Annotated in this window: 10 protein-coding genes and 1 pseudogene; 5 read left to right on the plus strand and 6 right to left on the minus strand. The window is 70.1% G+C overall.

The window, feature by feature from the left end; all coding sequences use genetic code 11:
* Positions 1 to 66: 66 nt before the first annotated feature.
* Positions 67 to 647, plus strand: a pseudogene (locus tag ACFUNE_RS11830) (IS5 family transposase); the annotation flags it as partial.
* A gap of 185 nt (positions 648 to 832) precedes the next feature.
* On the plus strand, positions 833 to 1,771 hold the full coding sequence (locus tag ACFUNE_RS11835; RefSeq protein ID WP_383565327.1) for a DUF3048 domain-containing protein: 939 nt from the start codon (positions 833 to 835) through the stop codon (positions 1,769 to 1,771).
* Between the two features lie 148 nt (positions 1,772 to 1,919).
* Here the strand turns inward: ACFUNE_RS11835 and ACFUNE_RS11840 are convergent, their stop codons facing one another.
* The 6 genes from ACFUNE_RS11840 to ACFUNE_RS11865 all read right to left on the minus strand — a co-directional run bounded on the left by ACFUNE_RS11840 (position 1,920) and on the right by ACFUNE_RS11865 (position 9,748).
* Positions 1,920 to 2,759: a trimeric intracellular cation channel family protein gene (locus ACFUNE_RS11840; RefSeq protein ID WP_383565329.1), complete on the minus strand. Its 840-nt coding sequence runs from the start codon at positions 2,757 to 2,759 to the stop codon at positions 1,920 to 1,922.
* A gap of 82 nt (positions 2,760 to 2,841) precedes the next feature.
* Entirely contained in the window at positions 2,842 to 4,665 is a 1,824-nt protein-coding gene (locus tag ACFUNE_RS11845; protein ID WP_383565331.1) for an alkyl/aryl-sulfatase, read from the minus strand.
* 184 nt (positions 4,666 to 4,849) lie between these two features.
* On the minus strand, positions 4,850 to 5,323 hold the full coding sequence (locus ACFUNE_RS11850; protein ID WP_383565333.1) for a hypothetical protein: 474 nt from the start codon (positions 5,321 to 5,323) through the stop codon (positions 4,850 to 4,852).
* A 386-nt stretch (positions 5,324 to 5,709) separates the two neighbouring features.
* Entirely contained in the window at positions 5,710 to 6,264 is a 555-nt protein-coding gene (locus ACFUNE_RS11855) for a hypothetical protein (protein WP_383565335.1), read from the minus strand.
* A 386-nt stretch (positions 6,265 to 6,650) separates the two neighbouring features.
* Positions 6,651 to 8,999: an ABC transporter permease gene (locus ACFUNE_RS11860; protein ID WP_383565337.1), complete on the minus strand. Its 2,349-nt coding sequence runs from the start codon at positions 8,997 to 8,999 to the stop codon at positions 6,651 to 6,653.
* Positions 8,996 to 9,748 (minus strand): ABC transporter ATP-binding protein, encoded by a 753-nt coding sequence (locus ACFUNE_RS11865; RefSeq protein ID WP_383565339.1) that lies wholly within the window; start codon positions 9,746 to 9,748, stop codon positions 8,996 to 8,998. The genes ACFUNE_RS11860 and ACFUNE_RS11865 overlap by 4 nt, the downstream gene beginning before the upstream one ends.
* A gap of 213 nt (positions 9,749 to 9,961) precedes the next feature.
* Here ACFUNE_RS11865 and ACFUNE_RS11870 point away from each other — a divergent pair, with 213 nt between their 5' ends.
* The 3 genes from ACFUNE_RS11870 to ACFUNE_RS11880 all read left to right on the plus strand — a co-directional run bounded on the left by ACFUNE_RS11870 (position 9,962) and on the right by ACFUNE_RS11880 (position 13,664).
* Complete coding sequence (locus ACFUNE_RS11870; protein ID WP_383565341.1) at positions 9,962 to 11,269, plus strand: sensor histidine kinase; 1,308 nt, start codon at positions 9,962 to 9,964, stop codon at positions 11,267 to 11,269.
* Entirely contained in the window at positions 11,266 to 11,964 is a 699-nt protein-coding gene (locus tag ACFUNE_RS11875; RefSeq protein ID WP_383565343.1) for a response regulator, read from the plus strand. Before ACFUNE_RS11870 ends, ACFUNE_RS11875 begins: the two co-directional genes overlap by 4 nt.
* Positions 11,965 to 12,446: 482 nt before the next feature.
* The gene (locus ACFUNE_RS11880; protein WP_383565345.1) at positions 12,447 to 13,664 is read left to right on the plus strand and encodes an MFS transporter; all 1,218 of its coding nucleotides are present in this window, start codon (positions 12,447 to 12,449) and stop codon (positions 13,662 to 13,664) included.
* Positions 13,665 to 13,770 lie beyond the last annotated feature (106 nt).

Genomic DNA, 13,770 nt, shown 5'->3' on the forward strand with positions numbered 1-13,770 from the left:
CAGCCTCTGACACCATGCAGATCAGTTCTCCACCACTGACACCACATTCTTCACCAGGCGGACGACCTCAACTGGGCCCTCTCAGTGGACTCCACCACCGTGCGCGCACACCAGCATGCGGCGGGGGCCCGCAGAAGGGGGCTCCAGTAGGCGAACCGGCAGACCACGCCATCGGCCGGTCCCGGGGCTGATCGACCACAAAGATCCACCTCGCCTCCAACGCCCATTGCCGGCCGCGCCGGCCTTCGTGCTCACCGCCGGACAGGCTGGTGCCGCACCAGCCTTCGCTCACGTCTTGGCTCGTCTTCGCGTTCCACGACGGAGAGGACGGCCCCGCACCAGGCCGGATGTGGTCCTGGCCGATAAGGCGTACTCCTCCCGCGCGATCCGCGAGCACCTTCGCAAGCGCGTATCCGGGCGGTCATCCCCGTTCCGGCCGATCAACGGGGCCACCGTCTGCGCCGCGGCAGCCGGGGCGGCAGACCTCCTGCATTCGACCGCGAGGTGTACAAGCGGCGCAACACCGTCGAATGCTGCATCAACCGCTTGAAACGGTGGCGGGTATCGCCACCCACTACGAGAAGACCGCGACCATCTGCCTGGCCGGACTCCACGTCGCGGGCATCTTCCTCTGGTCCGCTCGGTGATCCAGACGAAACGCCCTACGTCCCTGTCGTTCGCTGACCGGAACAGCGACATGTTCAGGACCGGCGTGAATTCCGGTACCGCGCCTACCGGGCTCCGTCCGGCCTTCTGCATGATGATTGACGGGAGAGTCATCGCCGCAGCAGATATGAGCCGATGCCGCAGAGCGGCCCGAAAGGCGGCAGCCATGCCCACCTCCAGAACGAAGAGATCGACCGCCGCCGCAGTCGCTGTGCTCACGCTCGTCATTACCTCGGCCTGCAGCAGCTCGGGCGGAGGAGAGACACCTCCCAGGACAACATCCGCACCACGCGCCGGTGTTCTCGCCGTGAAGATCGACAACGTAGCGGCAGCCCGGCCTCCCACCGGACTGGAGAAGGCCGACATCGTCTACGTGGAGCAGGTGGAGGCAGGGCTCAGCCGCATCCTCGCCGTCTACTCCTCCGACCTGCCTCCCGTCATCGGCCCCGTACGCAGCGCCCGCGAGACGGATCTGGAGCTGCTCCGGCAGTTCGACGACCCCACGCTGGTGTACTCGGGCGCCCAGTCCGCCCTGCGGCCGTCGATCGAAGCTGCCCCTCTCGAGGCGCTGCCCCCGTCGAAGGCACCGGATGCCTATTTCCGCAGCGGGGACCGCGCCGCACCGCACAATCTGTATGTGCGCCCGGAGAAGATCCCGCGCGCCTCCACCGAGGTGAACGCGGCCGAGGACATCGGGCTCCGCTTCGACGCGCCGCCCCCGGGCGGCACCCCGGTCGACGGGCGCACCGTGTCGTACCCGTCGGCACGGTTCACCTTCACGTGGGCCGCGGACCGGGACCAGTGGCTGGTGAGCATGGACAGAACCCCGGCCCGTACGGCCTCCGGGGACCTGCTCGGAGCTGCCACAGTGGTCCTGCAAGACGTGGACGTGCAGGATTCGAGCCTCCGTGACCGGGGCGGAAACACCTCACCCTTCAGCGCGACCGTGGGAACCGGCTCGGCAGCCGTCCTGCGTGACGGCATGTCGTACGACGTGGCATGGGAGCGGAACACCGCCATGTCGGCGACCCGCTTCACCACCGAGGACGGCGATCCGATGACGTTCGCGAACGGCCAGGTCTGGATCGTGCTCGTGCCGAAATGACATACGGCCGTCAAGCCCGCACACGCCAGCGCGACGGTCCCTGCGACGGCGAACCTCTTCGGAGGTCCAGATCCGCGAGGGTGCTGGGCGAACGGGTGCGTCGCCGTGATCGCCTCGCCGAGGGGTGACGGGGTCCATCCGGCGCGCTTCACCGCCCACTGTCGTGGTCACCCCGCGCGGGGCCGGCAGGAGGGCGTTCAGGCGCATGAGGTTCGACGGCCAGGCCGAGCAGGCGCAGTTCCCGAACGGATTTTCCGGCGATCTTACGGCCGAGGAGGGGCCGGCCGTCGTCGTGGCGGTAGACACCGGCCGGTTCGGCGGCCAGGGGCTCCTCCCAGCCCCGGTACAGAGCGGCCAGGCGGACGGTGAAGCCGACCAGGAACGCGAGCGGCGCGCTCGCGGCGCGTGGGAGCCCCGCCTGGTCCAGGACGATCCACACGGCGCCGGTCAGTGCGGCGACGGCGACGAACCACTCACCGCGGACGAACTGCTTGGGCGGGACGCCGCAGGAGACGTCGATGAGGAAGCGCCCCGCCGTGGGGCCCACGACGGCGAGGACGAGGGAGCCCAGGACGGGCAGACCCACGTCAACGCCGGTCTGCGCCCCGACGATGGCGTACCAGGGCAGGGCGAAGGACGTGACGAACTGGAAGAGCCCTTCGCGGAACAGCTGTCCTTCGGAGTAGGCCAGGCGGTGGCCGATGTACCCGGCGATCAGGCACAGCACGACGTACGAGGAGTTGGTCAGCGCCGCCGGGACGCGGCCGACCATGACGTCGCGGCTGACTCCGCCACCGATGCCGCCGAGAAGGGCCATCAGCAGGATGCCGACCACGGTGAAGTCCTTGTAGTGGTCAGGTCTGCGGGCCAGCAGAGCGCCGTTCAGTGCGTTGGTGGTCGCCGCGACCAGGTTGATGAAGGTGCCGCCACCGGTGAGGTCGAACGACCCGAAACCGACGGTCCCGATCGCCAGATGCGCCGCGCTCACCGCCCTGATTCCCCGGGCGTGCGGAGTGAGGGCTCCGTGCTCCGGCCGCGGGCGGCGGCCGTAGCGTGTGTGGCGTGGAGGGTCACGGGGTGACGATGGCGAAGTCGGGATCGACGGTGTCCAGCAGACCCGTGAGGGTCGCGAAGACCTGCGGGTCTCCCTCGACGCCTACCCCGTCGAGTCCCCTTCCCGCGAGGACGCCGAGCAACTGCGGCTTGGTCAGGATCAAGGTCAGGTCGGCCGCCGGGCCCGGCACGTCGGCCCCGGGGGCGGTGCTGCGGTACGTGAGGGCTCCGTTGGACAGCAGCAGGTGCCAGATGCGGCCCTCGTCGGTGACGTTCCAGGTCATGGTGAGCTTCGCGTCCCAGGCACGCGGGCCGTCGACGCGGATGGCGAGGGAGTCGATGAGCATGTCGACGGTCAGAGCCATCGCCATCTCCGGGTTGGTCGTCTCAAGGGAGGTGTGCGCGATGGTGCCGCGCAGCTCCTGGGCGCCCATCAGGTAGAAGTTGCGCCAGGTGGCGTTCTCCGCGCCGAAGCCGAGCTTTTCGTACACCGAGGCCAGCGCCTGCTTGGCGAGCGGATCCTGCGGAGCGGCGAAGACCGCGTGTCCCAGCAGCGTCGCGGCGAACCGCAGATCTCCTGAGGCCGCGTACTCCTCACCCTTGGCGATCAGCGCCGGTACGCCGCCGTAGTCAGCGGCGAACCGCTCGGCCTGTTCGACGGGCGGGTGCTCCCAGAGGTGGGCGGGGTTGCCGTCGAACCAGCCCATATAGCGCTGGTAGATGGCCTTGGCGTTGTGGCTGACCGAGCCGTAGTAGCCGCGGTTGCCCCACCGGTTCGCGATCGCCGGCGGCAGTGCCATCTGCTCGGCGATCTCCGTGCCGGTCAGCCCCCGGTTGGTCAGGCGCAGAGTCTGGTCATGGAGGTACGCCCACATGTCCCGCTGGCCCGCCAAGTGCTCGACGATGCGCTCCCGGCCCCAGGTGGGCCAGTGGTGCGAGGCGAACGCGACCTCGACACTCTCGCCGAACAGCGTGATCGCCTCACCCAGGTAGTGTGCCCAGACACGGGTGTCGCGGACCAGCGCTCCGCGCAGGGTCAGGATGTTGTGCATGTTGTGCGTCGCGTTCTCCGCCATGCACAGGGCACGCCGGTCGGGGAAGTAGAAGTTCATCTCCGAGGGCGCCTCGGTGTCCGGCGTCATCTGGAACACGATCCGCACCCCGTCGACGGTCTCCTCCTGACCGGTGCGGGTGATGTCCAGCGTCGGCGGTACGAGGGTGATGGTGCCCGTGGACGTCGTCATGCCCAGCCCGGCACTGATCTGCCCGGCGGGCCCCTTCTCCAGTTCCGCGCCGTACATGTAGACCGCCCGGCGGGTCATCGCGCCGCCCGCGTACACATTCTCCGCCACCGCGTGCTCCAGGAAACCGGCCGGGGCGATCACCGGCACGGGGGCGTGCCCGTGCGGAAGAACCCCGCGGGAGCCGCCGAAGTGGTCGCCGTGCGAGTGGGTGTAGATCAGACCGGTGACCAGGCGGTCGCCGCGGTGCTCGCGGTAGAGCGCGAGGGCGGCGGCCGCCGTCTCCGCCGAGATCAGCGGGTCGATGACGATGACACCGGTGTCACCCTCGACCAGCGTCATGTTCGACAGGTCGAGGTTTCTGACCTGGTAGATCCCCTCGGTCACCTCGAACAGGCCCTGCTTGTTGCAGAGCCGGCTCTGTCGCCACAAACTCGGGTGCGCACTGCCCGGGCAGTCCTCGTCCAGGAACGCATACGCGTCCCCGTCCCAGATCACCCGGCCGTCCTCCGTCCGGACCACCGCCGGCGAGAGTGCGGCGACGAAGCCCCGCTCCGCGTCCTCGAAGTCCGACATGTCTGCGTAATCGAGATCAGCCATGGAGAACATGTAGCCCGCCGGCTTCGAGGTCTTCCTGAGCCACGCGGACGCTGCGCAACAGCTCTGGGCCATCTGGTCCTGGTGCCACCACAAGGGCATCTGATCAACGTTCACGCCGTCGTGACAGGCATGTCCGTTTCACTTCGCCAGTCTGGTGCCGATTCTCCCATCTCGCGCGACGATGTCAGGTGGTGCTCGACACCACGCGCACGCTGTCGTGGTGCAGTCGCAGGGCCCCGTCAACCGGACACCGCAGGCCGACCGACAGACGGCGGACCTGACCGTTCGCGGCAGGGGCATGAGCGACCAGCACCTGGAACACGTCATGTCCGGCCGGGCAGACAGGGTCGGCCGATCTACGGAAGACCCTGGTCAGCCAGGGAAGTGGACGAGCGGACGGCGCGAACTCCCAGGTGGCACCGCCTGCGTGAACATGCCCGCCCGCAAGGCCGATCGGCAGGCAGCAGCCCTCGCAGAAGCACTCGTCCGCGACCACTTCGAACTGGTCCCAGTCACACCACCGGCAGACGATGGGTGTGATCACAGTCCGCCCGGGCGACTCCCGATGGACAGTCCGGCCCAGCAGCGACACCAGGCCACCGTCCTGCGTCACGGCATCGCCCGCCGGTCCGGCGCTCCACGCACCCCTGTCTGCCATGGCAGGGATCCTCGCACAGCGTCATGGTCGCGGTGGCCTCCATGAGGGGACGGCCTTTGGCTGCACCGTGCGTGCCGGTGCCCCGGCAGTCCGCACTGCACCAGCACCCCCTGCGTCGCGAGCCGGAGCGAGTGCGTAGTCGCCGCACGCGCGGCTCGCATGCTGCGGCTCCTCAGCGGGGCGTGGGCCGGGCAGCGCCGAAGGGCTGGTCGCCCTGCTCCTCCCCCACTCGTATCCGAGATCAGGAGAGCTCCAGCGTGCAGCCTCCCCTTTTCGCCGTCCTGCCCGGACCGGGCCGGGCCGCCGGGACGGCTGCGGCTGCGGCTACGGCTACGGCTCCGGCTCCGGCTCCGGCTCCGGCTCCGGCTACGGCTACGGCCATCGACTCAATTCGTGGTCAGCTTGCGGTTTCCGGCTCGGTCCTTCGCGATGTTCCGTATCTTCTTGCTGCTGCCGGACTCGGTAAACAGGGCGAGTACCGCGGGCGACACCGACTCCACAGCGAGAAGGCGCTGCATCCAGGACGTGACCTCGGCCAACTCGGCCGATGTCGGTACGTGACCTCCCGTGACGGACAGGTAGAACAGCCAGTCACCGATACGCCGGTGGATGAACTCTCGGTGCCCCTCCGTCGTGAGCCGGTCGATCTCCGGCAGCAGCCCGGCCGACCACCGCCGGAACTCGGCAGGCCCCGTCACCTTCATCGCGATCCTGTCCAAGAGGGCGACCACCGCCGCCTTGGACCCCATCTCGTGGGGGTCCCGCAGGAGCGTTGCCACCAGTGCTCGGTCTCCGCCGCGGCTCCGCAAGGAAGCGGCCACTTCGACGACGCGCTGGTACGCGGACGATCGGACATGCTCGTCCGCGACGGCATCGTCGACGTCCACATCGAGGATGCCGGCCCCCGCCAGCAACTCGGCCACATCGGAGCGCAGAGTCATCGCTTCATCTCTTGTCACAGGGCTGCTTCCTGACGGCCTCACACCGCACCCGCCCAGCCTGCTCCCCCGCATGCCGAGAAGCCACCCAATACCGCACGACCGGAACGTCGCCGAACGGCTCGGGATCACCGGGGCGCGACCGGTGGCGCCCCGGTGCCGGCGACAAGGGCGGCAGCCTGATGGCCCCAGCTGCGGAACGGCGGCCATCGACAGCCCTGCCCGCGGCCGCACCTGCCAAGTCCTCATGCCCACGGTCGCCACACACCTGTAGGCACAGGGGTGCCCAACGGATGGCTCTCGACCGGCGCCTACGTCCATGAGGCAGCCAGGGACGGCCGTGCGCCACATAACCCGTGCCTGCGGGCATGAGCTCCGAACGTGACCTCCTATTCGGTGCGCAGGGCTGTGGCGGTCCGGGCCCTGGCCGCCCAGCCGGCAGGCAGGAGTGCACCCAGAATGGCGATGAGCAGGCCGCCGAGGGCGAGCGGGACCAGTTCCGCCGCGTGGTAGACGGCGAGGACGGAAGCGGGGAGGCGGAGTCCCACGCTGTCGCCCATCGCGGGGAAGACCCAGCCGTGCAGCGCTACGCCGAGGGGCACGCCCAGAGCTCCCGCGACCAGACCGGTCACGACGACCGAGGTGAGGACCATGGTGATGGTCTGACGGGGAGTCATGCCGAGCGCCTTGTGGACACCGATCTCCCGGACACGCTCTCGGGTGTCGAGCAGCACGCCGTTCAGCACGCCGAGGGCGGCGACGGCGACGAGCATCAGCGTAAGCGTCCCGGACAGCGCGTTGAGCGTGACGACCATGTCGCCGCCGGTATCGAGCCCGCCGGCCTGAGCGGCGGCGCCCAGCGGTGCCAGGCCCTTGTTCAGCGCGATGACGTAGCCGCTCACGTCGGTGCCCGACGTGACGGCGATGTGATGGCTGCTCTCCGTGAGGTCGGGATGTGCGGCCGTGAGGGTGGAGGCGTCGGTGAAGACCTGCATGCCGTCGCGGCGGGGGTCGAGGACCTCGCCGACGATCCGGACCGTGACCGGCTCGGTCAGGCCGCTGACGGTGATGGAGTCGCCGATGCGGGTGCCGGTGGCGGACAGGAAGGGGGTCGGGACCACGGCCTCACCGGGCTTGTCGATCCAGCGGCCGGAGACCATCGTGTAACCGCCCCAGGAAGCGTCACCGGTGAAGGCGATCACGTCGACGATGCCGGTCAGGCCGGATACGGTAGCCCGCACCGTCGCAGCGCTGTAGTGCTTCCCGGTTCCGGCGCCGGCCTCGATCGCCGCGGCGACCGCGGCGGGACCGGCCGTCGGATGCTTCTCGGGGTCCAGGCCTCGGGGTCCGAAGGCCGGCAAGGGTGCGGGCACGACGACATCGGCGGCGTCATGGGCCCTGGCCTTCATCACCTGGCCGAGCGAGGCGCCCATACCCACGGTGAACGTGACGGCGATCGCGCCGAACAGGATCGCCGTGCCCATGGCAAGCGCGCGGGCGGGCCGGGCGAAGGGCCGGACCAGCCCCAGGGCGACCGGCTGAGGGAACGGCAGGCGCGCGGCCGGACGGGCCGCCCACCGGCCGCGCCCCGCCGAAGCGGTACGCCCGACGGCAAGCGCATCGACCGTGCGCATCCGGCCCGCCCGCCAGGCACTCGCCCACGCGGTCACCGCCACGAGGCCGAGCACGCCGGCGAGCACCGCCAGGTCGACCTCCGGGGCGACGGCCAGGGACGAGGTGCCGTAGACGTCCCCGGTCTCGGCCAGTACGGGGACGGCGAGCAGGTGGCCGGCAAGGACACCGAGGGCCGTGCCGGCGGCGGCCGGGATCAGCGCCTGGCCCACGTAGGCCCGCACGACCTGGGCCGGGGTGAAGCCGACAGCCTTGAGGATGCCGATGCGGCGTGTTCCTGTGCCGACCGCCGACGCGACGACGTTGCCGACGATGAGCACCGACATGACCAACCCCATGACGCCGAACGCGATGAGGAAGGGAACGTAGAGGGCGGTGTCGCGTTCGGCGGTCTTCTTGACGGTGAGCCAGGACTGTTCGCCGACGGATGCTCCCGGCGGCAGGGACTCCCTCACGGCCTTGCCGCCCGCGGTGATCTGCGCGGCTGTCTCCGAGTCGGTGAAGCGGTAGAGCATCTGGTAGCCGCCGCTGCCGGATGTGGTGAGCGCCGGCATCTGGGACGGAACCACCCAGGCGTCAGCGGTCTGTGTGACTGAGCGGGCGACACCGACCACCGTCAGCCTCGGAGAGCCGGGCAGATGGGAGAAGGCCAGCTTTCTGCCCAGGGTCGGGATGAGCGGGGAGTCGGCGGACAGCACGGTCTCGCCGGAACGTGTGGGCCACCGCCCGTCGAGCAGCGTCACCTCGTCCACGCCCCGGCCGGGATCGGAACGGCCGGCCACGGTCATCGGCCACCCGGGGCCCGCCTCGTCCGCTCGCGGGGTGACGGTCGCCGTGCGAAACGGTCCGGCCGCATTGCTCAGCCCTGCGGCGTCCTTGGACTTCGACAGGTGCTCGGCACTCACCTTGCCGGCGTCGAACTGGACGGACAGGTGAGCGCCGTGCTGCTTGGCGAAGGCGTCGTCGAAAGGCTCGCCGGAAAGCACGAGCAGAGATCCGCCGAGGACGGAGGCGGCCACCGCCATCATCGTGGCGAGCCCGATGACCAGCGTCTGCACCCGGCGTCGGCCCACCCCCGAGCGCACCACCTTTCCGAGCGCGCTCATCGGACGGACTCCGAGGCGGCGGACTGCGAGACGGCGGGCTGCGAGACGGCGGGCTGCGAGACGGCGGGCTGCGACCGGACGTCCTCGGTGATGCGGCCGTCGGCGATCCGGACCGTACGGTTCGTGCAGGAGCGGGCCAGCGCCAGGTCGTGGGTCACCACGACGATGGTCTGGCCCTCGGCGTTGAGGTCGCTGAGCAGCCTGCTGACGTCCTGCCCGGCAGCCGTGTCCAGGGCCCCGGTCGGCTCGTCGGCCAGGAGCAGCGGTGGCCGGTTCATCAGCGCCCGGGCCACCGCGACCCGCTGCCGCTCGCCGCCGGACAGCCGCCCCGGGTAGGCACGGGTGTGCCGGCCGATACCGAGGTTCTCCAGCAGTTCCGCCGCCCGGTGGTCAGCCTCGGAACGCGCCGTACCCGCGAGCCGCGCCGGCAGGGCGACGTTGTCGGCGACGGTCAGATCGTCGAGCAGGTTGAAGAACTGGAAGATCATGCCGATCTTCGACCGTCGGTAGAGCGCCGATCCGGCCTCACCCAGCTGATCGACCCTCACCCCGTCCACGGTGACGCTCCCCGTATCCGGCCGGTCCAGGCCCGCGATCAGATTGAGCAGCGTGGACTTGCCGCTGCCGGAAGGGCCGAGGACAGCGACGGCCTCGCCCGGCTGCACGGTCAGGGACGCCTGGTGCAGAGCAGGCGGGCCGTCCTCGTAGCGGCGGCTCACCTCGCGCAGTTCGATCACGGGCAAGATCATCAAGGCTCCTTGGATACGGGTGGTTGGCTGCTCGAACGCTAGGAGCCGGCCCGGTCCGCACGCGTCGCCCTCCCGGACCCATTGCGCTACCGCCCTGGGACCAGCCGCGGAAACGTCATCCCTGCGATGTAGGCGGGTGATGTATCCACTCCGCCGGGAACGACCGTCAGGACGGACTCCCCAGGTCGGCGCGGCGGCGACAATGAACCGGTGATGCATATACGTACGACGTCGGAGCGGCTGCGGGAAGGCGTCCGCCGGACGGTCCGCGATGCCAGGGTTCCGAGCGGTCCACCGCTGCGGCCCACCCGTCGCGCCTGGCAGTTCGACACGCTGGTGGCACTGACCGTGGGCATCGCCACCGTCTACTACGGCATCGACAACGCCGACAACGTCGTGGTGCGTGAGATCGCACCCGGCGTCGAGCACGTCATGCCGCGCCCGTCCGGTCCCGGCGGCATGGCCTTCATGGTGACCTTGGCGTTCATCGCCTCAGGTGCCCTTGCGCTGCGCCGCCGCTACCCGCTCGCCGTGCTGTGCCTCGTGACGACCGCGGCTCTGCTCACCCCGTACGACGTATCGCGGCTGACCTTCTACGCGTTCGTCATCGCCGTCTACAGCGCCGCCGTGTACAGCCCGTACCGGGTGGCGACCCTGGCGGCGCTTCCGGTTGCGGTCGCTCTGGTCAGCACCTCCGGGAACTCGGTGACACCGATCGTCCCCAATGAATACGTCGCCCTGCTGATCCTGGCCCCGATGGCCATGGCCGCCGTCGGTCTGCGCAACTGGAAACTGCGGACCGCCGAGGGCCGCACCCGGCTCTCCGCCCTGGAACGCGAACAGGACGCGGCGCTGCGCCGGGCCGTCGAGCACGAGCGTGCGAGGATCGCCCGTGAGCTGCATGACGTCGTCACGCACAACGTCAGCATGATGATCATCCAGGCCGGCGCGGCCCGCAAGATCATGCAGATCTCCCCCGAGCAGGCCGCCGAGGCGCTGCTCGCCGTCGAGGCGGGCGGCCGGGCGGCCATGACCGAGCTGCGTCACGTCATGGGGCTGCTCACCATGGCCGACGAGGGCGAGGGGACGGACCGAGATGCAGACCTGGCCGATACGCCGGAGCTGGCCCCGCAACCCGGCCTGGACCAGCTGGAAACATTGGTAGGACGGGTCCGGGACACCGGGCTGGCCGTCGACCTGACCGTGACCGGCCCGCCCCGCCCTCTCCCGCCCGGGCTCGAACTCGCCGCCTACCGCGTGGTCCAGGAAGCCCTGACCAACACCGTGAAGCACGCGTCCGGCGCCACCGCCTCCGTGACCGTCGAATACGGCTCCGAACGGCTTCGGGTGGAAGTCACCGACACCGGTGGGCACCCGGGCGCGAACGCACCCGTCGGCAACGGCCGGGGCCTGATCGGGCTGCGCGAGCGCCTCGCCGTCTGCGACGGAATCCTGAACACCGGCCGGCGCCTGACCGGCGGCTACCGTGTGGAGGCCCTGATCCCCGTGGAGACACTGTGACCGAGCCGCTGCGCGTGCTCCTCGCCGACGACCAGACCCTGGTCCGCACCGGATTCCGGTTGATCCTCGGAGTCGACGGCATTGACGTCGTCGCCGAGGCGGCCAACGGAGCCGAAGCGGTCGAGGCGGTCCGCCGCACACGTCCCGACGTGGTCCTCATGGACGTCCGGATGCCCGAGATGGACGGACTGGAGGCGACCCGCCGCATCCTCACCGGCGCCCCCCACACACCCCGCGTCATCATCCTGACCACCTTCGACCTGGACCGATACGTCTACGCGGCCTTGTCCGCCGGGGCCATCGGCTTTCTCCTCAAGGACGTCACCCCCGAGCATCTGACCGCAGCCGTACGCACGGTCCGTACCGGCGACGCCCTCCTCGCCCCGGCCATCACCCGACGCCTCGTGCAGCGCTTCGCCCAGCGCGGCAGCGACACCGCCGCCCTCCACCGCGACCTCGCCTCGCTCACCCCGCGCGAACTGGAGGTCCTCGTCCTGCTGGCCCGAGGGCTGAGCAACGCCGAACTCGCCACCCGCCTCCACCTGGCCGAAGCGACCGTCAAGACACACGTCGCCCGCATCCTCGCCAAGCTCGGACTCCGTGACCGTGTACAGGCCGTCATCGTCGCCTACGAGACAGGGCTGGTCGGCACCGGCCGACGCGGGGCCGCCGAGCAGTCCCCGGAGCATCCGTAGACCGCAGCGGCGACTTGGCCGGCGCCGCACCGTCGCGGCGATCCCGTCTTCCACGTGCTGGTGGACCCGTCCCGACTCGGCGGCCTTCTCGGAGATGCCGCCCGTGGCGTCAGCGATCAACTGACTGCCGTGCCCCCATTTGTCCTGGAAGTCATCAGATCCCTGGCCGCGCGGTCGTCAGCGGCATGGCTCTCGGGGGGATGGCGGTCTTCGGCGGGTTCGCCGTCCGCCTCGCAAGCCGTGGTGGCCCCCGCCGGCTGTGCACTGGTCCGTGATGCCCTGGTCGCCGCCGTCGCCCTCGCCGTGCCACCTGTCCCGCACCACCTACCGGAGACCGCCACCCCGGCACCGCGCGCGTCCGCTCGGGGCCGTCCCACTTTGCAAGACCGGTCCACCGGGAGGGCACAGCGCGATGGGACAATCTCACCGGCTCCTCCTCTTCCTTTCCCTCCTTCTCCTCCTCCGAAAGGTCCCTCTCCATCATGCCGCTGGCTCTGCTGGCCCTGGCTGTCGTTGCGTTCGGCATCGGCACGACCGAGTTCACCACCATGGGGCTGTTGCCCCAGATCGCTGACGGGGTCGGCGTGTCCGTGCCTCACGCAGGCAACCTCGTCTCCGCGTACGCACTCGGCGTCGTCGTCGGCGCCCCCGTGCTCACCGGCATCGGTGCGCGGATACCGCACAAACGGCTCCTGCTGCTTCTGTCCGGACTGTTCATCGTGGGCAACACCGCGTCGGCGCTCGCCCCCGACTTCGGGACGCTCTTCGCCGCCCGCTTCGTGGCGGGTCTGCCGCACGGGGCGCTGTTCGGCGTGGGCGCCGTCGTCGCCTCCCGGCTGGTGGCTCCCGGACGGGAGGCCCGCGCCGTGTCGAAGATGTTCCTCGGACTCACCGTCGCGAACATCGTGGGCGTGCCCGCCGGCACAGCCCTGGGCCAGCACCTGGGCTGGCGGTCCGCCTACTACGCCGTCGCTGTCATCGGGCTCATAGCCCTCGCGGCACTCGCGGTCACCGTTCCCCATCAGCCGCGCGGTGAGCAGTCCGGAGTCCGACACGAACTGCGGGCGATGGGCAACAAGCAGGTCGTCCTCGGGCTGGCCACAGCCGTGGTGGGATTCGGCGGGTTCTTCGCCGTCTACAGCTACTTGGTTCCCATGCTGACGCACCTGACGGGCCTCTCGGACTCCTCCACCACCCTGGTCCTCGCGCTGTACGGCGTAGGGATGACGGTCGGCACACTGATCGCGGGACCGCTCACCGACCGCGCTCTGCGGCCGACCCTGCACGCCGGCCTCGCTCTTCTTGCCGCAGCACTGGTGGTGTTCTACTTCGCCGTGCACAGCACAGTGCCCGCGCTCATCACCGTCGTCTTCATCGGGGCGATGGGAGCGCTCATCACCACGCCCGTGCAGATGCTGCTGATGGCCAAGGCGAAGAACGCGCCGACCATGGCTGCGGCCTCGAATCATTCGGCCTTCAACCTCGCAAACGCGGGCGGTGCCTGGCTGGGTGGCCTGGTCATCTCGGCGGGCTGGGGGTGGGCCTCACCCACCCTGGCCGGAGCGGCCCTGGCCCTGGCCGGCGTAGGCCTCGCCGTGGTCGGCGGCCGCCTGGACCGGCACGGCCACCACTCCGAACCGACCGCCTCTTCAGGCACACCACTCTCGGCGGGAACAGCGCAGCCCACAGCGGACCGGTGAGAGCACCCCCGCGCGGTTCGCTGCAGCTGGTGCGGGTGAGCAGAAGGCCGAGGACAGCAGGGACGGCTGGTTACGGGGGAGCCAGGACCACCACGGCTGGGGGCGA

It is taken from the genome of Streptomyces sp. NPDC057287 (assembly GCF_042667905.1).
Classification (GTDB): domain Bacteria; phylum Actinomycetota; class Actinomycetes; order Streptomycetales; family Streptomycetaceae; genus Streptomyces.

Coding starts and splice junctions, on each gene's coding strand:
- ACFUNE_RS11860 (WP_383565337.1), bottom strand. CDS start 8,999: ATGAGCGCGCTCGGAAAGGTGGTGCGCTCGGGGGTGGGCCGACGCCGG.
- ACFUNE_RS11855 (WP_383565335.1), bottom strand. CDS start 6,264: ATGACTCTGCGCTCCGATGTGGCCGAGTTGCTGGCGGGGGCCGGCATC.
- ACFUNE_RS11850 (WP_383565333.1), bottom strand. CDS start 5,323: ATGGCAGACAGGGGTGCGTGGAGCGCCGGACCGGCGGGCGATGCCGTG.
- ACFUNE_RS11845 (WP_383565331.1), bottom strand. CDS start 4,665: ATGGCTGATCTCGATTACGCAGACATGTCGGACTTCGAGGACGCGGAG.
- ACFUNE_RS11835 (WP_383565327.1), top strand. CDS start 833: ATGCCCACCTCCAGAACGAAGAGATCGACCGCCGCCGCAGTCGCTGTG.
- ACFUNE_RS11880 (WP_383565345.1), top strand. CDS start 12,447: ATGCCGCTGGCTCTGCTGGCCCTGGCTGTCGTTGCGTTCGGCATCGGC.
- ACFUNE_RS11870 (WP_383565341.1), top strand. CDS start 9,962: ATGCATATACGTACGACGTCGGAGCGGCTGCGGGAAGGCGTCCGCCGG.
- ACFUNE_RS11865 (WP_383565339.1), bottom strand. CDS start 9,748: ATGATCTTGCCCGTGATCGAACTGCGCGAGGTGAGCCGCCGCTACGAG.